The 26963-nt window shown below is 71.8% G+C and carries 23 protein-coding genes and 4 pseudogenes; 12 read left to right on the top strand and 15 right to left on the bottom strand.

Annotated features, from left to right (window positions below):
- Positions 1–72: 72 nt before the first annotated feature.
- Positions 73–633, top strand: a pseudogene (locus QFZ76_RS23480) (methyltransferase); the annotation flags it as partial.
- 10 nt (positions 634–643) lie between these two features.
- Here QFZ76_RS23480 and QFZ76_RS23475 read toward each other — a convergent pair.
- The 7 genes and pseudogenes from QFZ76_RS23475 to QFZ76_RS23445 all read right to left on the bottom strand — a co-directional run bounded on the left by QFZ76_RS23475 (position 644) and on the right by QFZ76_RS23445 (position 9229).
- Positions 644–1282, bottom strand: coding sequence for a flavin reductase family protein (locus QFZ76_RS23475; protein ID WP_307680106.1), 639 nt, complete (start codon positions 1280–1282; stop codon positions 644–646).
- A gap of 47 nt (positions 1283–1329) precedes the next feature.
- Positions 1330–2169: an enoyl-CoA hydratase/isomerase family protein gene (locus tag QFZ76_RS23470; protein WP_307675598.1), complete on the bottom strand. Its 840-nt coding sequence runs from the start codon at positions 2167–2169 to the stop codon at positions 1330–1332.
- 7 nt (positions 2170–2176) lie between these two features.
- Complete coding sequence (locus QFZ76_RS23465) at positions 2177–4402, bottom strand: acetate--CoA ligase family protein (protein ID WP_307675597.1); 2226 nt, start codon at positions 4400–4402, stop codon at positions 2177–2179.
- Positions 4403–4506: 104 nt separating this feature from the next.
- Positions 4507–5997, bottom strand: coding sequence for an FAD-dependent oxidoreductase (locus tag QFZ76_RS23460; protein WP_307675596.1), 1491 nt, complete (start codon positions 5995–5997; stop codon positions 4507–4509).
- A gap of 209 nt (positions 5998–6206) precedes the next feature.
- A complete protein-coding gene (locus tag QFZ76_RS23455) occupies positions 6207–7433 on the bottom strand; it encodes an NAD(P)/FAD-dependent oxidoreductase (RefSeq protein WP_307675595.1) in 1227 nt (408 codons plus the stop codon).
- Positions 7434–7500: 67 nt separating this feature from the next.
- Positions 7501–8344 (bottom strand): annotated as a pseudogene (locus QFZ76_RS23450) (Tat pathway signal sequence domain protein); the annotation flags it as partial.
- Between the two features lie 507 nt (positions 8345–8851).
- Positions 8852–9229 carry a hypothetical protein gene (locus QFZ76_RS23445; RefSeq protein ID WP_307675594.1) on the bottom strand — a complete coding sequence of 126 codons (378 nt, stop codon included), beginning with the start codon at positions 9227–9229 and terminating at the stop codon, positions 8852–8854.
- A 126-nt stretch (positions 9230–9355) separates the two neighbouring features.
- On the opposite strand from QFZ76_RS23445, the gene QFZ76_RS23440 reads away from it, so the two are divergent.
- The 4 genes from QFZ76_RS23440 to QFZ76_RS23425 all read left to right on the top strand — a co-directional run bounded on the left by QFZ76_RS23440 (position 9356) and on the right by QFZ76_RS23425 (position 12102).
- Entirely contained in the window at positions 9356–9805 is a 450-nt protein-coding gene (locus QFZ76_RS23440) for a DoxX family membrane protein (protein ID WP_266437873.1), read from the top strand.
- Positions 9802–10197, top strand: a complete 396-nt coding sequence (locus QFZ76_RS23435; RefSeq protein ID WP_307675593.1) for a Zn-ribbon domain-containing OB-fold protein — start codon at positions 9802–9804, stop codon at positions 10195–10197. The genes QFZ76_RS23440 and QFZ76_RS23435 overlap by 4 nt, the downstream gene beginning before the upstream one ends.
- Before the next feature lie 269 nt (positions 10198–10466).
- Positions 10467–11084: a GNAT family N-acetyltransferase gene (locus tag QFZ76_RS23430; protein ID WP_307675592.1), complete on the top strand. Its 618-nt coding sequence runs from the start codon at positions 10467–10469 to the stop codon at positions 11082–11084.
- 61 nt (positions 11085–11145) lie between these two features.
- Positions 11146–12102 (top strand): GNAT family N-acetyltransferase, encoded by a 957-nt coding sequence (locus QFZ76_RS23425; RefSeq protein WP_307675591.1) that lies wholly within the window; start codon positions 11146–11148, stop codon positions 12100–12102.
- Positions 12103–12138: 36 nt separating this feature from the next.
- Here QFZ76_RS23425 and QFZ76_RS23420 read toward each other — a convergent pair whose 3' ends face one another.
- From QFZ76_RS23420 to QFZ76_RS23410, 3 genes are all read right to left on the bottom strand, one after another.
- Positions 12139–12804: a pyridoxal 5'-phosphate synthase gene (locus QFZ76_RS23420; RefSeq protein WP_307675590.1), complete on the bottom strand. Its 666-nt coding sequence runs from the start codon at positions 12802–12804 to the stop codon at positions 12139–12141.
- 25 nt (positions 12805–12829) lie between these two features.
- A complete protein-coding gene (locus tag QFZ76_RS23415) occupies positions 12830–13255 on the bottom strand; it encodes a pyridoxamine 5'-phosphate oxidase family protein (RefSeq protein ID WP_307675589.1) in 426 nt (141 codons plus the stop codon).
- 104 nt (positions 13256–13359) lie between these two features.
- A complete protein-coding gene (locus QFZ76_RS23410) occupies positions 13360–14538 on the bottom strand; it encodes an acetyl-CoA acetyltransferase (RefSeq protein WP_307675588.1) in 1179 nt (392 codons plus the stop codon).
- 156 nt (positions 14539–14694) lie between these two features.
- Between QFZ76_RS23410 and QFZ76_RS23405 the strand changes: the two genes are divergently transcribed.
- Together QFZ76_RS23405 and QFZ76_RS23400 are read left to right on the top strand one after the other, a co-directional pair.
- Positions 14695–15879 (top strand): acyl-CoA dehydrogenase family protein, encoded by a 1185-nt coding sequence (locus QFZ76_RS23405; RefSeq protein ID WP_307675587.1) that lies wholly within the window; start codon positions 14695–14697, stop codon positions 15877–15879.
- Positions 15876–16382 carry a nitroreductase family deazaflavin-dependent oxidoreductase gene (locus tag QFZ76_RS23400; protein WP_307675586.1) on the top strand — a complete coding sequence of 169 codons (507 nt, stop codon included), beginning with the start codon at positions 15876–15878 and terminating at the stop codon, positions 16380–16382. Before QFZ76_RS23405 ends, QFZ76_RS23400 begins: the two co-directional genes overlap by 4 nt.
- Before the next feature lie 22 nt (positions 16383–16404).
- On the opposite strand, the gene QFZ76_RS23395 is transcribed toward QFZ76_RS23400, so the two are convergent.
- Positions 16405–16566, bottom strand: a complete 162-nt coding sequence (locus tag QFZ76_RS23395) for a hypothetical protein (protein ID WP_373464343.1) — start codon at positions 16564–16566, stop codon at positions 16405–16407.
- A gap of 122 nt (positions 16567–16688) precedes the next feature.
- A pseudogene (locus tag QFZ76_RS23390) lies at positions 16689–17337 on the bottom strand (TetR family transcriptional regulator).
- Between the two features lie 122 nt (positions 17338–17459).
- On the opposite strand from QFZ76_RS23390, the gene QFZ76_RS23385 reads away from it, so the two are divergent.
- The 3 genes from QFZ76_RS23385 to QFZ76_RS23375 all read left to right on the top strand — a co-directional run bounded on the left by QFZ76_RS23385 (position 17460) and on the right by QFZ76_RS23375 (position 21326).
- Positions 17460–18212 carry a VOC family protein gene (locus tag QFZ76_RS23385; RefSeq protein WP_307675585.1) on the top strand — a complete coding sequence of 251 codons (753 nt, stop codon included), beginning with the start codon at positions 17460–17462 and terminating at the stop codon, positions 18210–18212.
- 154 nt (positions 18213–18366) lie between these two features.
- Entirely contained in the window at positions 18367–20736 is a 2370-nt protein-coding gene (locus QFZ76_RS23380) for a PQQ-binding-like beta-propeller repeat protein (protein ID WP_307675584.1), read from the top strand.
- A gap of 47 nt (positions 20737–20783) precedes the next feature.
- Positions 20784–21326 (top strand): hypothetical protein, encoded by a 543-nt coding sequence (locus tag QFZ76_RS23375; protein ID WP_307675583.1) that lies wholly within the window; start codon positions 20784–20786, stop codon positions 21324–21326.
- A 27-nt stretch (positions 21327–21353) separates the two neighbouring features.
- Here QFZ76_RS23375 and QFZ76_RS23370 read toward each other — a convergent pair whose 3' ends face one another.
- The 3 genes from QFZ76_RS23370 to QFZ76_RS23360 all read right to left on the bottom strand — a co-directional run bounded on the left by QFZ76_RS23370 (position 21354) and on the right by QFZ76_RS23360 (position 23805).
- Complete coding sequence (locus tag QFZ76_RS23370; RefSeq protein WP_307675582.1) at positions 21354–22145, bottom strand: enoyl-CoA hydratase/isomerase family protein; 792 nt, start codon at positions 22143–22145, stop codon at positions 21354–21356.
- Complete coding sequence (locus QFZ76_RS23365) at positions 22124–22543, bottom strand: Zn-ribbon domain-containing OB-fold protein (RefSeq protein WP_307675581.1); 420 nt, start codon at positions 22541–22543, stop codon at positions 22124–22126. Before QFZ76_RS23365 ends, QFZ76_RS23370 begins: the two co-directional genes overlap by 22 nt.
- An 80-nt stretch (positions 22544–22623) precedes the next feature.
- Positions 22624–23805 (bottom strand): lipid-transfer protein, encoded by a 1182-nt coding sequence (locus QFZ76_RS23360; RefSeq protein WP_307675580.1) that lies wholly within the window; start codon positions 23803–23805, stop codon positions 22624–22626.
- A 96-nt stretch (positions 23806–23901) separates the two neighbouring features.
- On the opposite strand from QFZ76_RS23360, the gene QFZ76_RS23355 reads away from it, so the two are divergent.
- Both QFZ76_RS23355 and QFZ76_RS51835 read left to right on the top strand, forming a co-directional pair.
- Complete coding sequence (locus QFZ76_RS23355; protein ID WP_307675579.1) at positions 23902–25521, top strand: FadD3 family acyl-CoA ligase; 1620 nt, start codon at positions 23902–23904, stop codon at positions 25519–25521.
- Positions 25522–25628: 107 nt separating this feature from the next.
- Positions 25629–26522, top strand: a pseudogene (locus QFZ76_RS51835) (alpha/beta fold hydrolase).
- Positions 26523–26963: the final 441 nt, after the last annotated feature.

Raw genomic sequence — 26963 nt, 5'->3', positions numbered from 1 at the left:
TCCGCTAGCCTGATTTCCGTGCTCTTCGTGCCCCTGCACGTTCGATCACGAGGAGTACTCCCTTCGTGTCCGCCCCTGCCCACGTCCCGTATCGCCTTCGACCTGGGTACGGGAACCGGGGTGCTCGCAGCAGTCTTGGCCCGCCGGGGTGTCGGCCGGCTCGTGGCGACCGACATCAGTCCGCGCGCCCTGGTCTGCGCGCGGGACAACCTCGGACGGCTGGGCCTCGCCGAGCGGGTCCGCGTCGAAGGGCCCGCGCTGTACCCCGACGGGCGTGCCGACCTGGTCGTGTGCAACCCGCCCTGGATTCCCGCCCGGCCCGCCTCCGAGCTGGACCTCGGCGTCTACGACGCGGGCGGCGGCATGCTCCACGGCTTCCTCGCCTCACTCGCCGGCCACCTGGAACCCGCGGGCGAGGGCTGGTTGGTCCTGTCCGACCTGGCCGAACGCCTGGGCCTGCGCACCCGCGCCGACCTGCTCGCCGAGATCGAGGCGGCGGGTCTTCGGGTGCGGGACCGGCTCGACACCAGGCCGCGACACCCGCGGTCCCATGACACCGGCGATCCGCTGCACGCCGCACGCGCGGCGGAGGTCACGTCGCTCTGGCGGCTGGGGGTGGCTGAGGGGTCGTAGGGAGACGGAGTCATCGGGGCGGTCGGCGGGCGTCCCGATGGCTGTCGTCGAGCCGGGCGAAGCGTCCCTTGTGGAACAGCAGGGGCGACTCGTCCTCGTCGGCCTCCCCCAGCGCCTCCACCCGCCCCACCACGATCAGGTGATCGCCGCCCGTGTGCACCGCGTGGATCGTGCAGTCGATCCACGCGAGCGCGCCCGTGAGGCGCGGGGAGCCGGAGGCGGGGGCCGTGTCGTGGGCGACGCCCGCGAACTTGTCCGCGCCGCTGACCGCGAAGCCGCGGCAGAGCTCGCCCTGGTGGGCGGCCAGGACGTTGACGCAGAAGACGCCGGCGCGGGCGATGCGCGGCCACGTCGTGGACGTACGGCCGACCATGAAGGCGACGAGCGGCGGGTCGAGGGAGAGGGCGGAGAAGGACTGGCAGGCGAAGCCGGCGGGAGTGGTTTCGCCGTCGGCGGCGGGTGCGGTGACCACGGTCACGCCGGTCGCGAAGTTCCCCAGGACGCGCCGGAACTCGGACTGGCCGACCGGTGGCCGCTCGTCCTCGCCGACGCAGCGCAGGTCCGGGCGTGGCAGCGGTTCCACGGGTTCGGGGCGGGGCCCGGACCTGAGGTAGCGGACGGCTGCGGCGGCCATTCCTGCGTGTCCCATCATGTCCACCATTGAAGCTGACGGGCCGTCAGATAGGAAGAGAAGGGTCAGCGGCCCTTGTACTCGGGGTTCCGCCGTTCCACGAAGCTGCGAACCCCCTCCCGCGCGTCCTGGGTCGTCATGTTGATCTCCTGCGCGGCGGCCTCCGCGGCGAAGGCGGTCGTGCGGTCGGTGTCCAGCGAGGCGTTGACCAGCTGCTTGGTGAGGGCCAGGGCGCGGGTGGGGCCGGTGGCCAGGCGTTCGGCCCACTCGCGGGCCGTCTTGTCCAACTCCCCGTCCGCCACGACCCGGTTGACCAGGCCGAGGCGTTCCGCTTCCGGCGCGGTCAGCGCGTCGCCGAAGAACATCAGCTCCTTCGCGCGCTGCGGGCCGACGAGGCGGGGGAGGAGGTAGGCGCCGCCGCCGTCCGGGACCAGCCCGCGCCGTACGAACACCTCGATGAACCTGGCGGACTCCGCGGCGAGTACGAGGTCGCAGGCGAACGCGAGATGCGCGCCGAGGCCGGCGGCCGTGCCGTTCACGGCGGCGATCACCGGTTTCTCGCAGTCGAGGACGGCGGCGACCAGGCGCTGGGCGCCGAGACGGATGGTGCGGGCCACGTCACCGGCGACGCGGTCCTCCGTCGGCGGGCCGCCGCGCAGATCCGCGCCCGCACAGAAGCCACGGCCGGTTCCGGTGATCACCACGGCCCGTACGGCCGGGTCGGCGGAGGCCTCCGACAGCAGCTGGATGATGCGTTCGCGCTGGTCAGGGGTGATGGCGTTGAGGGCTTCGGGGCGGTTGAGGGTGATGCGGCAGACCTGATTGTCAGTGGCGTGCTGTACCAATGACTCAGCGGATTTTTCCGTCTCAGGGGCATTCGCGTAGGTACGGGGGGAATCAGACATGTTCATCTCAGCTGCACACCACCAGCGCGTCCAGCGCCACCGCACCCTGCCCGCGCGGCAGCACCATCAGCGGGTTGATGTCGAGCTCCGCGAGCTGGTCCCCGAGTTCCAACGCCATGCGCTGTACACGCAGGACGACTTCGACGAGCGCGTCCAGGTCCGCCGGGGGGCGCCCTCGGACCCCGTCGAGGAGGGCCCGCCCGCGGAGTTCGTCGCACATGTCCCGCGCCTGCCTCTCGCCGAAGGGCGGCACGCGTACGGCCACGTCCCGCAGCACCTCGACGAGCACGCCGCCGAGCCCGACCGTCACCGTCGGCCCGAAGAGCTGGTCGTGCGTGACGCCGACGACCATCTCGACGCCCCGCTCGACCATCTGGCAGACGAGGACACCGTCCAGGGAGACGTCCTCGTAGCGGGCGATGTCGGTCAACTCCCGGTAGGCGTCCCGGACCTGGCTGGCCGAGGTAAGACCGATCTTCACCAGGCCGAGCTCGGTCTTGTGGGCGATCCGCGCGCCGGACGCCTTCATCACCACCGGGTAGCCCACCAGCCCGGCCGCGCGCACGGCCGCCGCCGCGCTGGTCACCAACTGTTCGCGCGGTACGCGGATGCCGTACGCCCGCAGCAGCTGCTTCGCCGCGTGCTCGCTCAGCTGCTGTCCCGGGCGCATCAGCTCGCGCGCCTTGCGGAAGGACGGCGAGGGGGTGCGGGGCGCCGAGTCGAAGGGGGAGCGGTAGCCGGTCACGAAGCGGTGGTGGTCGAGGTGGGCGCGGACGGCGGTGAGGCAGTTCGCGACCGTGCGGAAGGTGGCCACCCGGGACGAGCCGAGCAGCACCTCGCGGTACGCCGGCTCGGTGCCGACCGGCGACCCCCACACCACGCACACCAGCTTGTCCGTCCGCTCGGCGGCGTCCACCAGGTCCTGGACGAGCTTGTCGCTCAGCGGCGGGAAGGGCCCGGTGATCGGGCAGATCAGGACGCCGACCTCAGGGTCGTCGAGCAGCGCGTCGATGATCTTCCGGCCGCGCGCGTCGCCGACCGGGTGCCCGCCGTTGTCGACGGGGTTGGCCACGTTCAGGTACTCGGGTATCCACTGGTGCAGCTCGGCCTGCTTGGCGTCCGACAGCTCCGGCAGCCGCAGCCCGGCCTCGGTCGCCAGATCGGCGACGTGCGCGCCCGTGCCGCCCGAGATCGAATAGACGACGACTCCGTCGGCCCGGGGCGGCCGGGCGCGGGCCAACAGGGCGGCGGTGTCCTGGAGTTCGTCGAGACCGTCCACCCGGATCACTCCGTACTGCCGCATCGCCGCGTCCACCACCGTGTCGGCGCCGGTCAGCTTGCCGGTGTGTGAGGCGGCCGTGCGGGCGCCGGTCTCGGTGCGGCCCACCTTGACCGCGACGACCGGCACCCCGCGCCGGGCGGCCCGGTCGGCGGCGAGCAGGAAGGAGCGGCCGTCCTTCAAGCCCTCGACGTAGCAGGCGATGGCGCCGACCTCGGGCCGCTCGGCGAAGTAGGAGAGGAAGTCGGCGGTCTCCAGATCGGCCTCGTTCCCGGTGGGCGCCCAGTGGGAGAGGCGGATGCCGAGCTCCTGGAGGGCGAAGACGGGGCGGCCCTGGTGGCCGGACTGGGTGATCAACGCGATCGCGGGCCCGTCGAGGTCGTCCCGGAAGTGCTCGAAGGCGTTGAGGTTGGTGTTGGGGCCGAGGAGTCGTATCCCGGACCGGGTCACGGCCGCGGCGAGACGGGCCTGGGCCGCCGCGCCCTCCTCGCCGGTCTCCGCGAACCCGGATGCGAAGACGACCGCGAACTTCACCTTGGCCTCGGCGAGTTCCTCGATCACGGGAAGGGGGTCGGCGACCAGCAGGACGGCGAGATCGATCTGCTCGGGCAGATCGGAGACGGAAGGGGAGCAGGGGATGCCGAAGACGGCCGGGCGGGTCGGGTGCACGGGGTGCAGTCGGGCGCCGACGCGCTCGGACCAGGCGAGGAGTTGGCGGGTGACGCCGGTGTTGGGCCGCCCCTCCGTGTCCGAGGCGCCGATCACGGCGACGGACTCGGGGTGGAAGAAGCGGTCCAGATCGGGGACGTCGCAGTACAGCGGCCGTCCGCTGACGTCGAGATCGTCGACCTCGGCCGGCCGGCCGTGGACGGCGGGGCCGGGTTGCTCGCCACAGGCGATGACCCGGGCCCCGCGGGAGTCGGTGGTGAGGGTGCCGTGGGTTGATCCAAGCATCGGTCCGCCCGCTCCTGTGTGACAGCACAAATAACTGACGCAGTGTCAGATTACAGAACTGACGCAGTGTCAGGAACGGGCGTGCACGCAAAGAAGCGCGATGCCTACAGCGCGGCCAGTACCTCCCTCGCCACCCGCTCGCCCGACCGCACGGCTCCGTCCATGAAGCCCATCCAGTAGGTGGAGGTCTCCGTCCCGGCCCAGTGGATGCCGCCGACGGGCTCCCGCAGGGCCGGGCCGTACTGGGTCAGGACACCGGGCGCGGCGATGGAGACGGGGCCGCCGCGGGTGTAGGCCTCGTTGTTCCAGCGTTGCAGGACGAAGGAGGAAGGGGAGGCGGCTTTCTCGCCGAAGTACGTCACGTAGTCCTTCAGCACGGCCGCCCGGACCGCCGCCTCGCTCGCCGAGTCCAGCGCCCGCATCTCGTCGGCCTCGATGAACCCCATCAGCGCGCCGTAGGAGGCGTCGGGCGGGGAGTTGTCGAAGGTCGAGCTGACCACGCCGGTGTCGCTGACGACCTGGCCGTTGAGGCCGTCGGCACGCCAGAAAGGAGTGTCGTAGACGGCGATCGCCTTGCCGACCGAGGCCATCGGCAGACGCTGGGTGAGCTGGTCGCGGCCGGCGGGCAGCAGGGGGTCGTACGCGATGCGGGCGGCGAGGGGCGGGGGTACGGCGACGACGACGCGGTCGGCGGTGACCGTCGTACCGTCCGCGGTCACCACGTACCGGCCGCCGGACCGTGCGATGGAGCGGACCGGGGCGCTGAGCACCAGTCGGTCGCCCAGTGTGGCGGCGAGTCTGGCCGGCACCAGCTGGGAGCCGCCGACGAAGCGCAGTTCCTGGGCGCCGTTCGCGGTCTCGGTGAGGCGTTCCAGGGTGCCGGGGTTCGACGCGTTGCCGGCGGTGGCGATATAGGAGACGACGAACAGGAGGGAGAGCTCACGGGGTTCGGCCGAGAAGATCGAGGTGCAGGCCACGTCGAGGAGGAACTTGGCGGACGGCACGACGGCGTTGGCGCGCAGCCAGGTCTCGAAGGTCTGCCGGTCCCACTCCGCTGCCTTCGCGGCGGTCCAGGGGGCTTCGACCGGTATCTGCTTCGCCATGTCGTTCAGCGAGGCCTGCACGATCGCCGCGTTGGCGAGACCGGCCACGTCCACGGGCGGGACGGCGCCGAGCAGTCCGTCGGTGGCGTAGGCCGTCTTCTTGCCGTCCTTGTAGAGGAGGTTCTTGCCGGTGTTGTAGGTGGGGAAGGTCGCCACGCCCAGGGAGTCGGCGAGCGCCTTGATGCGGTCCTGGGTGGGGCCGATGAACTCGCCGCCGCCCTCGGTGACACCGCCGTTGCCCAGCGGAAGGTTCACCACCCGGCCGCCGACGCGGTCACGGGCCTCCAGGACGGCCACCGTCCTTCCGGCCGCGACCAGGTCACGGGCCGCGGTGAGTCCGGCGAGGCCGGCGCCGACGACGGCGACGTCCACATCACGGCCGGCCGCGGACGCCGTGCCGGCGGTGGTGGTCAGGGTGACGGCACCGGCGGTCGCGGCGGCGCCGCCGAGCAGGGTGCGGCGGGAGAGCTGTCTTTCACGTGCCACGTGCATCCTCCGTCGTAGCGAGAGGTTGGTGGAGCCGGAAAGTGAGCAGGGCTCACATTCTGGTCACGTGCGTCACACGCGTGGCGTGAAACGGCTCTCCCCGCGCGTACGCGCGGCACATCTGACCCGTACGCAACTGGAGGTATACGTAAGCGAGTTGACGTCTTCTACGCCACCATCTACGTCACCTTCAACGTCACGCTCGATGTCACCCTCTAGTTCACCGGGAGCCGGGACACCCGTCCTGCCCCGTCCTTGGCGACGGCCTTCGCGATCTTCTGCGCGTCGATGGCCAGTTCGCGGAGCATGCCGCTGATGGGGTTGGTGAAGCCGGTGAAGAAGAGGCCGGGGGCGTTGTCCGGGGTACGGGCGCCGTGCACGACCGGCTTGCCGCGGGCGTCCAGCACGTCGAGGTGGCCGACCAGGTTCTCCAGAGCGCGGGCGTAACCGGTGGCCGCGATCATCGCGTCCGGCTCGACGCGGGTGCCGTCGGCGAGGACGACCTTGCCGTCCTCGAAGCCCTCGACCGCGGCCACGACCTCGACCGCGCCCTTGCGGACGGCGTCGATCAGGCCGACGTCCTGCACGGGGACCGAGCCCTCGTGGACGCGGGAGTAGAGGCCGGTGTCGGGGCGGGGCAGACCGTGCGCGGAGAGGTCGGGCACGCTGAGCTTGCCGACCGGTCCCGCGAGCCGGTCGACGAGGGACACCGGCAGACGCCGTACGAGCACGCCCGTGTACTGGGCGGCCCAGCCGGCGGTCGAGCGGCGCAGGATGTGCGGGGCGGTGCGGACGGAGAGGCGTACCCGCGAGGCGCCGCCCTCCACCAGGTCGACGGCGATCTCGGCGCCGGTGTTGCCGATGCCGACGACGAGGACGTCACGGCCGGCGAAGGGCTCGGGGTTGCGGTAGTCGCCGGCGTGCAGGAGCTCGCCCTTGTAGGTGTCGCGTCCCGGCCAGTCGGGCACGTGGGGCGTGTGGTTGTAGCCGGTGGCGACGACCACCGCGGCGCCGGTCAACTCCCGGCCGCCGGTGGCGTGCAGCAGCCAGCCGGTGCCGTCGGGGGAGCGCTCGATCCGGGAGACCTCGACGCCGGTGACGATCTCCAGCTCGTGGTACTCGGCGTACTTCTCCAGGTACCGCACCACGTTGTCCCGGGAGACCCAGCGCCCGAACCGGCGCGGCATCGCGAGACCGGGCAGGCTCGAAAGCCGCCGCGTGGTGTGCAGGTGCAGCCGGTCATAGTGGCGCCGCCAGGATGCCCCGACGCTGTCGGACCTCTCCAGCACGACGGCGCGCAGGCCCTGGGCGCGCAGTGCGTACGCGGCGGCGAGTCCGCCCGGGCCGCCGCCGATGACGTACACGGGGCGGTCTGCGGGTTCCGCGTGCTTCGGCTCCGCCGGGGTCGCGGAGGCGGGTGAGGACGCTGTGGAGTCGGCCATGTGCGCGAGCGTAATCACGCACCGGGTTGATGGGTCTCGGTCAAGACCGGAATTGGTTGCGGATCGATCACGGCTGTAGGAGGGATGGGTGGGGCCTGTGACGTAGGGCGCCTGGTTGTGCGGGACTCGCGGTGGCGGTGGCGGTGGCGGTGGCGGCGATGTTGGCGGAGACGGTCAGCGAGGTGTCGCTGTCCTTCGTGCCGAGGCGGATCCACCAGTGCTTCGAGCGGCCGGAGTTCTTCTTCGCGAGGTGGTACATCGGGTTCATCAGGTTCAGCATCTCGGGGATGTCGCTGTCGAGACGCTTGCCGGTGACACCGGTGGTGTCGTTCTTGAGGCCGTACGCCGTGAAGTGGCGGGCCTCGGTGGTGTCCTTGCCGAACTCGTTGTTCTCGGGGGCGGACAGGTCGAAGGTGTCGAAGGCCGGGGCGTCCTTCTTGCGGGCACCGACGTGGGTGAGGAAGTCGGCCCAGGTGAAGGTCGCCTTGCCGCCGGACCAGGTGAGGAAGGTGTTCGCGGCGAGGTGGGTCGCGCGGTCGGAGTCCGACAGACCGGCGAGGTACGTGGTCGCCGACGGCTCCAGGTACTGCTTGACCAGGTACTCGTCGTAGTTGCGGGCCGTGAGGGTGCCGAAGCCGTTCAGGCCGCGCAGCTTCAGGGCGGCCTGGTACTCGGCGAACTGGGACCGGAGCTCCTTGGAGACGGCCTGGTCGACCTGCTTGCCGGTGCTGAGCTCGTTGGTGCCCCAGTTCCACTCGTAGGCGCCGTCGGCGTGCTCCAGGTCGGTGATCGGGGCACCAGGCGCCGGTCGCGAAGATCGCGTCGGAGGCGTCGGCCGCGCCGAGCTCCTCGAGGTACTTGGCGTAGATCTTGCTGTCGCCGGAGGCGCCGAGCAGGGACGGCAGGGCGCCGGCCAGGTCGTCGGAACCGCGCCCTCCATCAGGTTGCCGCCAGCGACGGCCTTCTCGTTCAGCAACCGGTACCCGGAGTCCGCGTCCAGAACATCGCTGGCGAGTTCCTGCGCCATGACTCGCAGGCTCTCCATGCTGGGCCCGGTCCCGTCCGGGGCGGTGGCCAGCTCCAACATGTGCCGGTGCGCGACCAGGCTCCGCGCGTCGTAGGCGGGGTTGGCCTGCACCATCCGCTCTAGGACCGTGTCGATGCGGCTTGGAGGGGCCGGATGCGGTAGGAGGAAGCGTCCATGGGCGAAGGCTAGGCCGCCGACCTACCGGTCTGGCAGGAATCAGAGAGCGCCGTACCCGAACCAGCGGCCGGCGCGCGCTGTCGCGGGTGCACGGGGCGGTGTCGCCCGCGCACCGAGGTGGAGCATGGCGATACCGGGTCTGCGCCGTGGGGATTGCCACCCGGCGCGGGGGGCCTGAACGACCTGGCCACGCCCGCAGCCTGCCCGGCTGCGATCAGCTGCGAGAGCCCAGCGGGGCCCTCTCACCCCGAGGTTCGGACCCCACCGTGACGGCACACGGCCACGCCGCGCCCGAAAGGCCTGAAACCACAGGCACACACAGAGTTTCCGAGACGCTCTGGTAGGCCTCGTCGACCGGGATGGCGACGTATGTGACGGCCTTCCAGAAGTGGTAGACCACCGCCTTGTCGTTGCCGTCCGCGTCGGTGATCGTCTTCGTCAGCTGGGTGTAGGCGTCCTTGTCGAAGATGGGGGAGCCGGAGCCGGAGCCGGAGGACGTGGACGTCGTCGAGTCGGTTGGGTCGCTCGCCGCCTGAGCGGTGAGGGCGATGCCGCCGACTGCCGCGACGCTCGCGGTCGCTCCGATCCCCATGACGACGGACCTGCGCTTGACTGCCCTGTGCTTCATCGAGGACGCACAGGTTGAGGGGGAGTGCACAGGCTGCTCCCCGGCCACGAGGGGTTTCCGGAGGCCGATATCTGACGTACCGTCAGATCCATGGACTCGATCTGGCTCACTGGTGCGCAGTGGCTGGCCGTGCTGCGCATAGGGCTCGGGCTGTGGTGGCTCGAGAGCTGGCGGCACAAGGACAAGAAGACCTGGTTCGAGGGCGCAGGCATCGCCTGGGCCGCGGACGTGGCGGCCAAGCACCGCTGGAACGCGGTGCGCAGCGGCTTCGACGTCGTCGTCACGCCGTACCCGAGGACCATGGCGTACGTCGTCGTGTACGCGGAACTCGCCCTCGGCCTCGGGCTGATCCTCGGGTTCCTGACCCCGGTCGCCCTGGTCGGCGGACTGCTGCTCAACCTGCTCTACCTCGTGCTGATGATCCACGACTGGGCCGAGCAGGGGCAGAACTCGATGATGGCGCTGATCTCGGTGGTGGCCCTGTTCGGCATGTCGTGGCAGACGTGGTCGGTGGACAGCGCGCTGGGGTTGTTCCCGTGAGCGCGCGTTTCGACCTCCTCGAGGCGGACGCCTTCACCCGGACCTACTGGGACGCGGCGGCGCAGGGGCAGTTGCTGATCCGGCGCTGCGGGGCGTGCGGGCGGGCCCACCACTACCCGCGCGAGTTCTGCCCGCACTGCTGGAGCGAGGACGTGAGCTGGGAGCGGGCGAGCGGCCGGGCCACGCTCTACACCTGGTCCGTCGTCCACCGCAACGACCTGCCACCCTTCGCCGGCCGCACGCCGTACGTCGCCGCGGTCGTCGACCTCGCCGAGGGGCCGCGGATGATGACGGAGATCGTGGAGTGCGCGTTGCCTGACCGGCTGCGGGCGGGGATGGGGCTGGAGGTCGCCTTTCGGGAGGGGGTGCCGGTGTTTCGGGTGGGTGGGTGAGGCGGGGAGCGGCTTCGTGGGTTGCGGCGGGGTGGGTTAGGGCGGGGCGGCCTTGCGGGGTTCCGTCCGGTGGTGACGGCGGCTGGCGCCGGTTTCACGGGCTCCGGCCGGGCGGTGAGGGGGGTGGTGGGTTTCGGCGGGTGGGTAGGGCAGGGCGGGCTTCCGGCCGGCGGTGAGGGCGGCGAACCCGGCTTCGCGGGCTCCGGCCGCGCGGTCAGGAAAAGAGAAACCGGCTTCGGCGGGCGAGGCCGACCCGCTTCAATGGCCGGATGCCCCACGTCGACGCCCAGCACGGGAACCCCACCCTCACCCCCACCCACCCCTTCCCCGACCTGCTCGCCCCCGGCATACGTCTGCGTCCCTGGGACCCCCGGTCCGAAGCCGATGTCGCGGCCTGGCTGCGCGGTACGACCGACCCGGAGTTCCGGCGCTGGAACACACCGCTCAGGCCGGTCACCGACCTCGAAGGCGCCCGCGAGTCGCTGCGCTCCAGGGCGGTGCAGGTGGTGGAGGGGACCTCGGTGTCGTACTGCGTGACGGACGCCGGCACCGGTACGCCGCTGGGCCACATCGGCATCAACGCGATCGAGCAGGACCTGCGCCTCGCCCGCGTCGGCTACTGGACCCTCCCCGAGGCACGCGGCCGCCACGTCGCCACCCGCGCCCTCGCCCTCACCACCCGCTGGGCCTTCACGAACCTCGGCCTCCACCGCATCGAACTCGGCCACGCCCTCGGCCACGACGCCTCCTGCCGGGTCGCCGAGCATTGCGGGTTCCGGTACGAGGGAACGCTGCGGGGCGCGATGTTCGAGGCGGGCCGGAAGGACGCCTTCCGGGACGTACACCTGCACGCACGCCTGGCGACGGACCCGGAGCCGGAGGTATAGCCGGGGCCAGCTTGCGGGAAACTCACGGGAGTTGGCCGTCGGACGGCGAGACCATGAAGGCATGCGCCCCGACGACCGGCACCGCGCCGAAACCGAAACCGACCGCCCCAGCGCCGCAGGCACCTGGTACCGCACCGAAACCGAAACCGACCGCCCCAGCGCCGCAGGCACCTGGCACCGCACCGAAGACCTCGACGCCTTCCTCGCCCGCGCCGGAGCCTTCCTGCACTCCCGCCCCGACCTGCACACCGTCACCCTGACGGTGACCGAGGGACTCCGCACTCGCGGCCCGCACGCATACGGCGACGAGCGGCCCGTCTTCGGCCTGCTGGAGCGGGACGGGGCCGTACGGGCCACCTACTTCCAGACCCCTCCGTACGGGCTGAACCTCACCGCCCTCACCACCGAAGGCGCCGACTCCCTCGCCGCCCACCTGAACGGACTCGGCCGGCCGCTCCCCGGCATCGGCGCGGACCGCGAGACCGCCGCCGCCTTTGCCGCGGCCTGGCAGGCCCGCACGGGCGCCACCGCCACCCTCCGGCAGCGCCAACGGCTGTACAGGCTCGGTACGTTGACCGTGCCGGAGCCGGCCGCGGAGGGTCGGGCGCGGGTCGCCGGAGAAGCCGACCGGACACAACTGGTGCGCTGGTACGGCGAGTTCGTCGCGTCGATCGGTGAGCACGCCGCCACGGACGCCGACTCCTGGGCCGACGCCCGCATCGCGTACGGCGGCATCACCTTCTGGGAGACCCCGGACGGCACCCCCGTCTCCATGGCCGGCGTCACCCCGCAGGTCGCCGGACAGGTCCGGGTCGCTCCCGTCTACACCCCCGCCCACCTGCGCGGACGCGGTTATGCCGGTGCCGTCACCGCCGAGGTCAGCCGGGCGGCACGGGACGCGGGCGCCGAAGAGGTGCTGCTCTTCACGGACCTGGCCAACCCGACGAGCAACGCGCTGTACCAGCGGATCGGGTACCGGCCGGTGGCCGACTTCGCGGTGTACGGGTTCTCCGGGTAAGGCCATCTCCCGGCAGTGCCGGCGGGGCTACGGCCGTCAGGGCCAGAGCAGTTCCTTCGCCCAGCCGGCCTCCCCGCGCCGGTACACCAGCCGGACGTGCTGCCGTCGTCCGTCCCCCTGGAAGAACTCCACCTCGTCCGGGCGGAGGCGGTAGAGCGTCCAGGTAGGGACCGGGGCACCGGGGTCCTGCTGGGCGCGGTCCCAGGCGGCCGCCGAGACGCGGGCCAGTTCGTCGAGGGAGTCGAGGGGCTCGCTCTGCCGCCCGGTGAGGGCCGCCGCGAGCGCCCCCGTCGAGCGGGCGTGCAGATCCGCCTGCCCCTCCTCGGACGGGGCGGCCGTGACCGGTCCCCGCACCCGCACCTGACGGCCCAGGACCGGCCAGTAGAACCCGAGGGCCGCATACGGGCGGTCGGCCAGCTGGGCCCCCTTCCTGCTGCTCACGTGGGTCGCGAAGGACCAGCCGTCCGGGTCGGCGCCGTGCAGCATCACGATCCGTACGTCCGGCCGGCCCTCCGCGTCCGACGTCGCGAGGGACATGGTGTGCGGCTCGGTCTGCCCGGCCGCCACCGCCTCGGCGAACCAGGTGGTGAAGAGGGGGAGGGGGGCCTCGGGGGCGGTGGTCGGGTCGAAGGCCGGCAGTGAGGTGACCTCCGGGTCCCACACCCGTAGTGACCTCAGCAGCTCATGAAGATCCGTTCCCATCCCCCGATTGTCACGCCTGCGAGCCTCAGACCGTCCCGAGGTCCGACGACACCCACCGCTCGGGCCGCATCCGGATCACGACCTGCTCGCCGTGCTCCTTCCAGGCGGTGTCGACGTACCCGTCCACCTTGTCGGCCGGGAGGTAGCGCGCGGAGATCTCCCGGAGCTGCTCGATCGTGGCGGGGGTCGTGTCGATGACCGGTCCCTCGACCGAGACGTACCGGATGGTGGGTTCCAGCCGGTCGACCATGAGCGTGAAACGGCCCGCCGTGCGGATCAGTTCGTTCTTGCGGGAGTCGAGTGCCGTCATGATCCACACCGTGCCGTCGGACTCGTACTGGTACCAGATCGGCACGGTCAGCGGAGCGCGTCCCGCTCCCGCGTCGACCGCCAGCGCGGCGATGTGCGGCTCGGCCAGGAACTGTTCACGTTCTTCGCGGGTCAGGGCCATGCGGACTCCTCCAGCGGCTCGGGCGTCATCGTCTTCTGTCAGAGCGCAACGCCGAACGGCGAGGCCTGTGTTCCCGCCCGACACGGCCGAGCAACCGGACCTCTCTACGGGCGCGTCCGCCCCAACACCACCGTCCCCGACGAGCAGAACCACCCGCCCGTCCCCGAGGCCACCGCAAGCTCCGGCAGGCGCCCCCCGTCCTTGCGCACCTGGCGGCCCTCCGCCTCCCCGCGCAGCTGCCGCACCGCCTCCACCAGCAGGAACAACCCCCGCATCCCGGGATGTTGGGCCGACAGCCCGCCCCCGTCCGTGTTCACCGGCAGCTCCCCGCCCTCGACCCTCAGCCGCCCCTTCTCCACGAACGCCCCGCCTTCGCCCTTCCCGCAGAACCCGAGGTCCTCGAGCGTCACCAGCGTCATGTAGGTGAAGGCGTCGTAGATCTCCGCGAAGTCGATCTCGTCGGGCCGAACTCCCGCCCGTTCAAAGGCGATCCGTCCGCTCACCGCCGCCGGGGACACCGTGAAGTCGGCCCACTCGGACATGGCCGCATGCGAGATGTGCTCGCCGGTGCCGAGGATCCACACCGGTGCGGTACGGCAGTCCCGCGCGTACTCCTCGGCCGCGAGCAGCACCGCCGCCCCGCCGTCGGAGCGCAGGCAGCAGTGGAGTTTGGTGAAGGGGTCCGCGATCACCGGGCCGGACAGCACGTCGTCGACCGTGATCGGGTCGCGGAACATCGCCTCGGGGTTGAGGGCGGCGTTCGCCCTCGCCTGCACCGCCACCTCTGCCAACTGCTCGATGGTCGTGCCGTGTTCGATCATGTGGCGGCGGGCCGCCATGGCGTACTTGGCGATCAGTGTGTGGCCGTACGGGACCTCGAACTGGAGCGGGCCACGGGAGCCGAAGGAGAGGTTCCCGGTCCGTCGTCCCGCCTTGATGTCCGCGCGGGCCGTCGAGCCGTAGACCAGCAACACCGCGTTCGCGTGGCCGGCGGCGATCGCGTCCGCCGCGTGCGCCGCCATGACCTCCCAGGTCGAGCCGCCCACCGACGTCGAGTCGACCCAGGTGGGACGCAGGCCCAGGTACTCGGCGACCTCGACGGGCGCGAGGGTGCCGGTGCCGGCCGACGCGAAGCCGTCGACCACCTCTCTGTCGAGTCCCGCGTCGGCGAGGGCGCGGCGGGCGGCCTGGGCGTGCAGGGTGTACGGGGTCGCGTCGTCCACGCGGCCGCAGTCGGAGAGGGAGACCCCGACGACCGCGACGTTCCGGGAACCCGTCCTCATGAATCCGGCCTCCTCATGAATCCGGCCTCCTCGTTCCTCGTGAATCTGACGGTACATCAGATACGGCGATGCGCGGCAGGTGTCACGGGGCTGGGCATCCCGTCCTCCCGGTCCTAATATGACGGCCCGTCAGATATGGATGAACGGGGGCGCCTCATGGACGCCGGTTTCACCGCCGAGCAGGACGAGATCCGCCGTACCCTCCGCGAGCTGTTGCGGAAGCGCTGTGGGCCGGCCGAACTGCGGGCCGCCGTCGACACCGCCGCCGGACACGACCCCGCCCTGTGGACCGCCCTCGCCGAGCAGCTCGGGCTGCCCGGCCTGGCCCTCCCCGAGGCGTACGGCGGTGTCGGCTGCTCGGTGACCGAACTCGCCCTCGCCTGCGAGGAGACGGGCCGCTTCCTCGCCCCCTCACCGCTGCTCGCCACCACCGCCCTCGCCGCCCCGCTGATCCTCGCCCTGGGGACCGACACCCAGCGCGCCGAACTGCTCCCGCGGATCGCCGACGGCACCCTCACCGCGGCCCTCGCCGTCCCCGGCACCCACCTCGCCACCGCCCTCACCCTCACCGGCGACAACGACGGCGACTGGGCGGGCGGCGGCCGGGCCGGGGGAGTGCAGGCCAGGCGGGTGGGGGACGGCTGGCGGCTGTACGGGCAGGCCGACCAGGTGCTCGACGGGCACAGCGCGGGTCTGCTGCTGGTCGCCGCGCACGCGGGCGGGTTCGCTCGCTCGCGGACGCTGCTCTTCCTCGTGCGCGGGGACGCGGACGGGCTCGTGCGGGCCCGGCAGACCGCCCTCGACGTGACCCGGCCGCAGGCACGTGTCCAACTACGGGATACAGAAGCCGAGTTGCTGGGCAGCGAGGAAGCGGACGTCCTCACCGCGCTCGGCCGCCTCGGCGACAGCGCCGCCGCCGTGCTCGCGGGCGAGGCCGTCGGGGCCGCCGACCAGGTGCTGGGTCTGACCGTCGAGTACGTGCGGCGGCGCGAGCAGTTCGGGCGGCCCGTCGGGTCCTTCCAGGCGGTGAAGCACCGGCTGGCCGACGTGTACGTACAGGTGCAGGCGGCGCGCTCGGCGGCGTACTACGCGGCCTGGGCCGCCGCGCACGGAGAACAGGCCGGCGCTCTCGCCCTCGCGCAGGCCCTGGAGGCCCTGCGCTCCGCGTCCGCCGAGGGCATCCAGCTGCACGGTGGCATCGGTTTCACCTGGGAACACGAGGGTCACCTGTACTTCAAGCGCGCCTGCGGCGACGAGCTGCTGTTCGGGCCGGTGCACCGGCTGCGGGCGCACGCCGCCGGCGCGGCGCACCTTTTCGAGAGCGCGGAGGTGACGGTGTGATCGGTGTGCGAGTGGTCCAGAAGGTGTCGTCGACGCGGGGCTTCGCCAAGGTGGCGCCCCATGTGATCCCCGCGCTCGACCGTGCCGTACACCGGCTGACCCGCGGCCGGTTCCTGCTCAGCGCCCAGCTCCTGCCGGGCGTGATCCTCACCTCGACCGGCGCGAGAAGCGCCCTTCCCCGGCGTACGCCGCTGGCCTGCATGCCGGAGACGGGCACGGAGTCGGGCGCGGAGTCGGGCACGGAGCCGGGCGGCGAGAGCTGGATCCTGATCGGCTCCAACTTCGGCCGGACCGGCCACCCCGCCTGGACCGCCAACCTCCTCGCCCACCCGGAGGCGACCGTCAGCTGGAAGGGGCACGACATCCCCGTCACGGCCCGGCTGCTGGAGGGGGAGGAGCGGACGGCCGCCTGGAAGGCGGTGCTGGCCTTCTGGCCGCCGTACGCCACGTACCAGGCACGGGTGGAACGGGAGATACGGCTCTTCAGGATCGTACGAAGGTGAGTCGAGTCCCCGGAGGCAGGTCTCAGAGCGTCGCCAGCCGCTGCACCAGCACGAACGCCCCGATCCCCAGCATCGCCGCCCCCGACGCCCGCGTGACCGCGCGGGCCGTGAGGCCGACCGTCAGGTAGACGGCGGCGCAGCACACCATGTGGAGCAGGCCCAGTACGGCGGTCTGCGCGGGCACGAACGCCGCAGGCGGTAGTCCACCCGAGTGAACTACCGCCTGCCAGACAGGACTTGGACCGCGCAAAAAAGACGTGGGTTATGACGTGGGCTATGACGTGGGGTGAGGCATGGGTATGTGGATTACCTCGTCGGCTTCTTGCCGGTCACGCCGAGGTGCACCAACAGCGCGAGGTTCGGCTTGAGTTCGGCCGGCTTCACGCCCCAGGTCTGGAAGCCCTTCTGGTGCGAGGCGACGGCCGCGAGCATCGCGACGATGGAACCCGCCACGGCGGCCGGATTCACCTCCTTGTCGACCCTGCCCTTGGACTGGAGTTCGGCGACCGCGTCCGAGAGGGAGTTGTTCACGGAGTTCAGGATCTTCATACGGAGTTTGTAGAACCGCTTGTCGCCCTCGGCGGCCCCGAGATCGACGACTCTGAGGATCGCGTCGTTGCGGCGCCAGAACTCCAGGAAGCCGTCGACGAGTTCCTGGGCGGTCTGCCAGCCGGCCTTGCCGACCCAGGAGCGGCCGGCGACCAGCTCGGTCAACTCGGCGCCCTCGGCGGCCATTTGCTCGGCGATCTCCAGGACGGCGCCTTCGACGTCCGGGAAGTACTGGTAGAAGGTCGCGGGTGAAGTCCCCGCCTTCCGGGCGACATCGATGACTTTGACGTCCCGGTAAGGGGAGGAGCTGAGCATCTCGCTGAGGCAGTCGAGCCAGCTTCTGCCGGGTCGCCTGCCCACGCCGGCCGGCCACGCGGCCGTCGACGGTACGCACTTGTCCTGTCATGTCGTCAGCTTACCGAGGGGTGATCGGAGCGCGATTCGGCCGACTGCAAATGGGTCGCCCGGGCGGGATGGGGCGGGTGTGCCTGGTCTGCGGGGTGCGGGCGACGCCGTTACTTTGGCGGCATGGCCGAAAACAGGGCATCCGGGTACGGAGAGGACGTCTACGGAGAGGGCGTCCCCTGCTGGGTGGACGCACAGCTCCCCGACGTCGCGGCGGGGAAGCGGTTCTACGGTGAGCTCTTCGGGTGGACCTTCGAGGAGTCGTACGGGGGGTCCACGTGGGCGCTGGCGGACGGCGAACCGGTGGCCGCGCTCGCCCGCAAGGCGGACGGCCGGATGCCCACCGTCTGGACGGTGTACTTCGCCACCCCGGACGTCGAGGGACTCGCCGACCGGGTCTGGGCGGCCGGCGGGCAGGTCGTCACCGCGCCCCTGCCGGTCGGTGACCTGGGCACGGCCGCGCTGGTCACCGATCCCGAGGGCGCCGTCTTCGGCCTCTGGGAGCCGGGCACGCACCGCGGCTTCGGCAGGCGGCACGAGCCGGGCACCTTCGTCTGGGCCGAGCTGTACACCCGGGACACCGAGACCGCCAACACCTTCTACGGCGGCCTCTTCCACGACGCCCTCTTCGGGCCGGGCGCCCACCCCGACTTCGGCCGCGCCCCCGTCTCCGACGTCTTCCCGGCGGAGATGCCGTCCCACTTCCTGGTCCACTTCCGTGTCGAGGACTGCGCGGCCGCCCTCGGGACGGTGAACCGGCTGGGCGGGCGCATCCAGGCACCGCCCTTCGAGACCTCGTACGGGCGGGTAGCCGTGGTCACCGACAATCAGGGGGCGTCGTTCGCGCTGCTGGAGCGATGGAAAACAGTGCTTTGATGTGAGACACCCCATTTGTCTCCTGGTTCGCAACCAGCGCCCGGGCCAGGAAGAATCGGGGTGCGTGCCGCCATGGCGGTGCGGTGGTGAGACGCTGCACGGGGTCGCGTACACATGTGGCATGACGCGGCCCGTACGGGGAGGTGGCAGGCAAGTGGTGGATCAGCTGACGCAGCACGATCCGCGGCGCATCGGGCCGTTCGAGGTGCTGGGACGGCTGGGTGCCGGCGGTATGGGGCTGGTCTATCTCGCGCGCTCGGCTTCCGGCCGGCGCGTGGCGATCAAGACGGTCCGTACGGAACTCGCCGAGGACCAGCTCTTCCGGGTCCGCTTCACCCGCGAGGTGGAGGCGGCCCGGGCGGTCTCGGGCTTCTACACGGCGGCCGTGGTCGACGCCGACCCGCGTGCGGCGGTGCCGTGGCTGGCCACCGCGTACGTGCCCGCGCCCTCGCTCGAGGAGATAGTGAACGAATGCGGGCCGATGCCGGCCCAGGCGGTGCGCTGGCTGGCGGCGGGTGTCGCCGAGGCGCTGCAGTCGATCCACGGCGCCGGGCTGGTCCACCGTGACCTGAAGCCGTCGAACGTCCTGGTGGTCGAGGACGGCCCGCGGGTCATCGACTTCGGTATCGCGTCCGGCGTATCGAACACACGTTTGACGATGACGAACGTCGCCGTGGGCACCCCCGCCTACATGTCCCCGGAGCAGGCCAAGGACTCCCGCAGCGTGACCGGCGCGAGCGACGTCTTCTCGCTCGGCTCCATGCTGGTCTTCGCCGCCACGGGCCATCCGCCCTTCCACGGCGCCAACCCCGTCGAGACCGTCTTCATGCTGCTCCGCGAGGGCCCGGACCTCGAAGGCCTCCCGGACGAGCTGCGCCCCCTCATCGAGTCCTGTATGCAGATGGAGGCCACGGCCCGCCCCAACCCGGCCGACCTCCAGGCGCAGCTGGCCCCCCACCTCTTCGGCTCCGGCTCCGACGACAGCGGTACGGCGTCGGCCTGGCTGCCCGAGCGGGCGGTGGCCCTGATCGAGGCGCGCCGCGGCGGACGGCCGCCGGTGAAGCAGACCCAGAGCGGCGGACGAAGCGGCGGCGGACGGGTCGCTCCCATCCCGCCCCCGCCGTCCCGTGACCCCGTGGTCCCGGGGCCGGTCCCGGGCCCCGTGTCCGTCGCCGCCGCCCCCGACACCGGCCCCGTGCGCCTGGCCGGCGCCCAGGTCCCCATCGGGCCCGGCCCGCGCGTCGCCGACGCCCGCGCCGCCGCCGTCAAGGCGCCCCCTCCGGAGGCCGGCCTGGTCGCCTCCTGGTCCAGGCCCCGCCCCGGCGTCAACGGCACAGACCCTGCCGTAGGCCCTGCCGTGACCGCCGCGCCTCCCGCGCCCGCGGAGACCGCGGCCGGCTGGCGCCCCTGGCGCTTCCGCATGTCGAACGATGTCTGGGGCACCCCCTCCGTCGCCGGCGACCTCGTCTACGTCACCTCCTTCGAGGTCCACGCCCTGGACGTGGCCACCGGCCGCCGGCGCTTCAAGACGCGGGACGTGGCCTGGTCGATGGCGGTCGCGGACGGCCGTATCCACGCCTCCGACGGACCCACCCTGTTCGCCCTCGACGCCCGCGAGGGCGGCGACCTGTGGCGGCTGTCCACGGACGCCTGGGTGTACTCCCTCAAGGCCGACCGCGGCACCGTGATCACCGGGACGCGCGGCGGCGGCGTCCAGGCCTGGGAGGCCTCCGGCGGCCAGAAGCTGTGGGAGCTCACCGGCTGCCAGACCGACTTCGAGTCCCCGGAGGCCGGACCCACCCTGCACGAGGGCACGGTGTACCTCTGGCACGACGCCCGCCTGCGCGCCCTGGACGCCCGCACGGGCGACGAGCGCTGGTCGTACCCCATCGGCGACACGGCCTCCTGCGGCGGCGTGCCGGTCCGGGTGGCCCAGGCGCACGACGGCAACGTCTACGTCTCCGCCGGCTCGCGGGTCCTCGCGCTCGACGCGGCGAGCGGCCACGTCCGCTGGCACTTCGAGGCCCCGGCCGTCTTCCTCTGCGCGCCCACCTTCGTGCCCGGCCCCGCGGTCGCGGGCGGCGGCGTGTACCTCGCCGACTACCTCGGCACGGTCTACGCCCTCGACGCCACCGACGGCCGCGACCGCTGGCGCATCGCCACCGAGGCCCGCTCCTCCGTCGACTCGGTGCTGGTGGCCGGCGGACACGTCCACGTGGGCAGCGGCAAGGGCCTCTACACCCTCGACGCGGTCACCGGCACGCCCAAGTGGCGCTTCCAGGCGGGCGGCGACATCGTCGGCGCACCGGCGGTGGCGGAGGGCCGGATCCACTTCGGCTCCACCGACCACCTGCTGTACACCCTCAAGGCCGACGACGGCCGCCTCCGCTGGAAACTCGCGACGGGCGGCGAGATCACCGGCTCCCCGGTCGTCAAGGACGGGGTCGTGTACGCGTGCAGCAAGGACCGGTGCGTGTACGCGCTGGACGCGGAGAAGGGGACGGGGACGGCGAGAACCAGCTGAGCCGGAGCGGTGACATGACCGTGACAGACGTTGCATAGAGTGACGGCATGCAACTACGGGGAAGCAGGCTCAAGTTCACAGCGGTGGCGGTACTGGTGGTGCTGTCGCTCACCGGGTTCTCTTCGGGACGCGGTCACGGCAGCAGTAGCAGCGGCGGCAGCAGCAGCAGCGACGGCGGGGGCTGCAGCAGCTCCGGCCAGGACCACGACAGTTCGTCGTCGTCGACGTCGGGCGGCGGCACGTACCGCGACTACGACGATGACGACGATGACGACTACGGAAGCAGCGGCAGCTCCTCCGGGGGGAGCACCTCCACGGCCCCGGCGGACGCCGAGGTCGAGCTGGTGAGCTGCGTGACGGAGGCCGACGCGTACGCCACGGTCGAGGTCACCAACCCGAACTCCGTGGGCCACTACTTCACCGTCACCGTCAGGTTCCTCGACGCCGATTCCCAGCAGGTCGACGTGCAGAGCGTGGACGAGTTCGTCGCCGCGAACGACAAGGCGAAGGTGCAGGTGCCCCTGGACAACCCAGGACTGGCAGCTGAAGTCGTCAAGTGCGACCCGGACTTGTTCGCGTCGGCCGACTGACTGACGGGCTGACGGGCTGACGGGCGCTCAACGCGACCGGAACCTCCCGCTCTGCCGGTTGGCGAACAGCTCGGCCTGGCGGTCGGCGGGCAGGTTCCCCAGCGTGACGAGGTGCGGCGCCTGCGCGAACCCCTGCGCACGCGCCGCCTCCTTCGCCGCCCACAGCGCACGGACCGTCCCCTGCGTGGCCTCGGCCGGATACCCGGCGATGACCGCCGCGGCGGCGGTCGCGGCCTCCAACGCCCCGCCCGCCTCGGTGAGTTCGGAGACCAGCCCGAGGTCGTAGGCCCGTTGCGCGGAGATCCGCTCCGCCGTGCCCATCAGCATCATCCGCGCGACCTCCCCGAACGGCATCCGCTGCGCCATCAGCACCGACTCGTACGCGCTGACCATGCCGTACGTGGTGTGCGGATCGAAGAAGGTGGCCGTCGCGTCCGCCACCAGGAAGTCGCTCTCGCCGAGCAGATAGAAGGCCCCGCCGCACGCCATCCCCTGCACGGCGGCCACCACGGGCTTCCAGAGATCGTTCGCCTTCGGCCCGATCGTGAGCAGCGGATCGTCCTGCATGTACGGCGAGTTCGGCTGCGGTACCACGGCGTCCCGGTCGATCCCGGTACTGAACGCCCGCCCGCCGGCGCCGGTGAGGACGACGGCCCGTACGGAGTCGTCGAACCTCAACCCCCGCCACACCTCCCGGAGTTGTCCGGCCATGGCGAGGTCGATGGCGTTGAGTCGGCCCGGCCGGTCGAGGGTGACGACGGCGACGGCGGTGTCCTTGTCGGTCTCGACGCGCACGCTCACGGCCGCTCCAGGACCCATTGGGGCAGCCCGGTCGTCCCGTCGTGGGCGAAGCGGGCCTTGGCGCCGATGCGGATGGCGTGCGGATCAAGGGAGTTGAGAGAGTCCCCGGGCTCGCTGACCAGGTTGCCGACGAGCCGGATGTGCGGCGCCTCGGCGAGCTCGACGACGACGACGTTGTACGGCGACAGCGCCGCGTACTCCGGCAGCAGCGGCGGATGCGGCACGACGTACGACCAGACGCGCCCCTGCCCGGACATCGCCCGCCATTCACTGCCGAAGGACTGGCAGCGCGGACAGCACGGGCGGGGCGGGAAGCGGAGCTCGCCGCAGTCGGCGCAGGCCTGGACGCGCAGCTCACCCTGGGCGGCGTAGTGCCAGAAGGGGGCGCTGTCGGGGTCGGTGACGGGGGTCAGCATGGCGGCTCCATGGGTCGGCTCCTGTGTCGGTTCCTCAGCAGTCAGTTCCTCAGCGGTCAGTTCCCCAGCTGTCAGTTCTGTCAGTTCCTCAGCAGCAGGGCGGAGGTGGGGACGCCCTCACCCGCGGTGACGAGGCAGGTGGCGGCGCCCGGAACCTGTGCCGTACTGGTCCCCCGGAGCTGTTTCACGCCTTCGTTGATGAGGTTGAAGCCATGGACGTACGCCTCGGAGAGCCCGCCGCCCCCGGTGTTGAGGGGCAGCAGCCCGCCGATCTCCAGCGCGCCCCCCTCGGTGAAGGCACCCCCTTCCCCCCGTCCGCAGAAGCCGTAGCCCTCCAGGGAGAGCGGGACGAGGGGCGTGAACGCGTCGTAGATCTGGGCGACGTCGACCTCCTGGGGCGTGACGTCGGCGTGCTTCCACAGGTGCCGGGCGGCGGTCCAGGCGGGGCCGGTGAGGGGGTCGTCGTTCCAGTAGTTGACCATGCCGTGGTGCTGGGCGGGGAGGCCTTGGGCCGCGGAGTGGACGTAGACGGGTCTGCGGCGGCAGTCCCGGGCCCGCTCCCGGCTGACGATCACGCAGGCCAGCGCCCCGTCCGTCTCCAGGCAGTTGTCGAAGAGGCAGAGGGGCTCGCTGATCCAGCGGGACGTCATGTACATCTCGCGGGTGAGGGGACGGTCGTACATGATCGCGGCGGGGTTCTGGTTGGCCCGGTTCCGGCAGGCGAGGGCGACGTTGAAGAGGTGATCGCGGGTGGCGCCGTACTCGTGCATGTAGCGGCGGGCGAGCATGGCGATCTCGTCGGCGGGGCGGAGCAGGCCGAAGGGGCGGGTCCACTGGGCGGGGGTGGGGAGTTGGGTGACGGTGTTCTTCCACGGCCGGGGCCCCGACCCCCGCTTCCGTGAACGCCAGGCGACTCCGACCGTGGCCTGCCCGGTGGCGATGGCGGCGGCGAGGTGCGCGACGGTGGCGCAGGATCCCCCGCCGCCGTAGGGGATCCGGCTGAAGAAGGTGAGGTCTCCGAAGCCGACGGCCTTGGCCAGCTCGACCTCGTCCGTCTCCTCCATCGTGTAGGAGGCGAGGGCGTCGACCTCGCCGGGCGCGATGCCGGCGTCGTCGAGGGCGGAGAGGACGGCCCGGCAGGCGAGGGTCCGCTCGTCCTCGTCGAGCCGCTTGGCGAAGGCGGTCTGGCCTATGCCGACGATGGCGGTGGCGTCCTTGAGGCCTGCTCCTGTTGTTCCTGTTTTTCCTGCTGCTCCGGCCATGCTGGGGGTTACCTCCGCAGCTCACTGGGCGGCTGACAGTCCGTCAGGCTACAGCTAATCTGACGGGTAGTCAGCTAATCGGACTGGAGGCCTGCTGTGCGCGGTGACTTGGAGTGGGAAAGCATCCCCGGGCTGGTCAGGTCGGCGGCCGAGCGGTACGCGGACGTCGAGGCGGTGGTGGAGGGCCGTACGCGGATCTCCTACGGCGAGTTGGGCGCCCGCGTGGAACGCGCGGCGGCGGCGTGCGTCGCGAACGGGGTGGCGGCGGGCGACCGGGTCGCGATCTGGGCGCCGAACACCCTCGACTGGATCGTCTCCGCACTGGGCGCGGTGTCGGCGGGCGCGGTACTGGTGCCGTTGAACACCCGCTTCAAGGGGACCGAGGCGGCGGACGTACTGCACCGCAGCGGCGCACGCCTGCTGTTCGTGACGGGAACGTTCCTGGGAACCTCGTACGTGGCGTCGCTGCGGCGCGCGGTGGGCGAGGGGGTGGGTCCCGGTCCGCTGCCGGGGCTGCCGGCCCTGGAACAGGTGGTGGTCCTCTCCGACGACGCACCGGCCGACTTCCGCACCTGGAAGGACTTCCTGGCGAGCGGGGACGCGGTGGGGGCAGCGGAGGTACGGGCGCGGTCCTCGGCCGTCCCCGGCTCGGCGCCCTCGGACATCGTCTACACGTCCGGTACGACGGGCCGCCCCAAGGGCGCCGTGATCACCCACGCGCAGACACTGCGGGCGTACGAGGTGTGGAGCGACCTCGCGGGGCTGCGGCAGGGCGACCGCTACCTGATCGTGAACCCCTTCTTCCACACCTTCGGCTACAAGGCGGGCGTGATCGCCTGCCTGATGCGGGGCGCGACGATGATCCCGCAGCCGGTCTTCACCATCGACACGGTGCTGGCGAACATCGCGGCGGAGCGGGTGTCGGTCCTGCCGGGCCCGCCCACGCTCCACCAGTCGCTGCTCGACCACCCGGCGCGGGACGCCCACGACCTGTCGGCGCTGCGGTTGGTGGTGACGGGTGCGGCGGTGGTGCCGCTGCGGCTGGTCGAACGCCTGCGGGGCGAACTGGGCGTGGACACGGTCCTGACCGCCTACGGCCTCTCCGAGGCGACCGGCATCGTCACCATGTGCCGCCGCGGCGACGACCCGTCGGTGATCGCATCGACGTCCGGGCGGGCGATACCGGGGGCCCAGGTGCGGGTGGTGGACGCGGGCGGTCGGGAAGTGGAGACCGGCGTCCCCGGCGAGGTACTGGTCCGCGGCTTCAACGTCATGCGGGGCTACTACGAGGACGAGGCGGCCACGGCGGAGGCGGTCGGTGCGGAGGGGTGGCTGCGTACGGGCGACGTGGGCGTCCTGGACGCCGCCGGCAACCTCCGCATCACCGACCGCCTGAAGGACATGTTCATCGTCGGCGGCTTCAACGCCTACCCGGCCGAGATCGAGCAACTGCTCGGCCTCCACCCGGACGTGGCGGACGTGGCGGTCATCGGCGTCCCGGATCCCCGGCTGGGCGAGGTCGGCAAGGCGTACGTGGTCCGGCGGGCGGGGGCCCTGCTGACCGGGGACGACCTGATCGCCTGGGCGCGACGGGAGATGGCGAACTACAAGGTGCCGAGGTCGGTGGAGTTCGTGGGGGAACTGCCTCGGAACGCCGGGGGGAAGGTGGTGAAGGGGGAGTTGCGGGGGCGGGCTGGGCGTTACTCGGTGGGGTGATCAGTGAGGGCTTCTCTCCGCATGGGGCAAGGGCGTGGAGCAGCATCACGCCGAGAAGCGCTACCGGAGCCACATCGCCGAGTTGCACATGAGGAAGTAGAGATTGGATGAGTGCGAGGGAGCCCGGCGCGGAGACTGGACGTGCCCGCACGGTTCTGGTGGACGGCGCCCGGACGGCCTGCTGGGAGTCGGGGCCGTCCGACGGTGAGCCGGTCCTGCTCCTGCACGGCTACCCCGCGAACCACCGCAGCCGGCGCCACCAGATCCCGGCACTGGCCCGCGAGTGCCGGGTGATCGCGCCGGACCTCCTCGGTTGGGGCCGTTCTGAGCGCCCACTGCACCTGCGCTTCGACTACGACACCGAAGTGGCCCGCGTCGGCCGGCTCCTGGATGCGCTCGGCATCGAGACCGTGCACCTGGCCGGCCACGACTAGGGTGGCTTCCTCTCCCTCGGCTTCACCGAGACCCACCCCGACCGCGTCCGCCGACTGACCCTGCAACAGCCGCGCGCAGTCCACCTTCGTCTTCGTCCTCCACTGGACGGCCGTCTTCGGCCTGCCCAGTCTGGCCGGACGGACGCCCGTGCTCCGGACCCTGCTGGCGCGACTCCCCTCGTCGGCATCCACCGCCGCGCGCTCGGTTCCCTCGTCCGACACGGCATCATCGACGACGAGCTCCTGGAAAGCTACGTCGGCTGGATGGGCACGCCCGAGGGCCGCCGCCGGCTGGTCCACTTCTCCAGTGAGTACCGCGTCGCGGTCCGTCCCGAGTTGCGCCGGAGGCCGGGCGGGATCGCCTGCCCGACCGCGATCATCTGGGGCGGGACGACGCCTACCTGCGCCCCGAGATCGCCACGGAACTGGCCGAGCGCATCCGCGCACGCCGAACTGACGATGCTCGACGAGGCCGGCCACTGGGTGATGGACGAACACCCGGCCGAGGTCACCACAGCACTCCAACGGCTCCTTGCCCGGGACCCTCTGAGCGCGGCCCGGGCTTGAGGTGGGTGGGTTGGTGTGAACGCCGGTTTGGGGAGTGACCGTGGGGGCCGCCCGCTTCTTTGCCAGTGTCGTGCTTCCGCGAGCCGAGTCAAGGGCGCTGCGTTCCGCTGCGCTCCACTCCGCGTCGCCTCCGGCGATCGGCCTCCGGCCGACCCTTGACACGCCTCGCTCCAGCACGGGGAAGAAGCGAGCGGGCGGCCCGGAAAGGCGGGTGGCCAGGTCGGCAGCCCTCTCGGGTAGGTCGAGTGGTGGCCCGGCGTCCGGGGACGCGCTCGCGCCTCGCCAGCACGCCGGGCCGGCTCAGCGGCAATCGGTGAGTGGGGGGGGCGGAGCGCGCTGGCCGGGCGGGGGCACGCCGGGACGGTTCAGCGTCTCGCGGTGAGTGGGGGTGCGGCGCGGTGGCTGGGACTGGCGCTCGTGTCTGCTCAGCGGCGCTCGGCC

Origin of the sequence: Streptomyces sp. V4I2, from assembly GCF_030817655.1 — a bacterium.
In the GTDB taxonomy this organism is placed as follows: Bacteria; Actinomycetota; Actinomycetes; order Streptomycetales; family Streptomycetaceae; genus Streptomyces; species Streptomyces plumbiresistens.
This window is presented reverse-complemented; position numbering and strand designations above follow the sequence as displayed.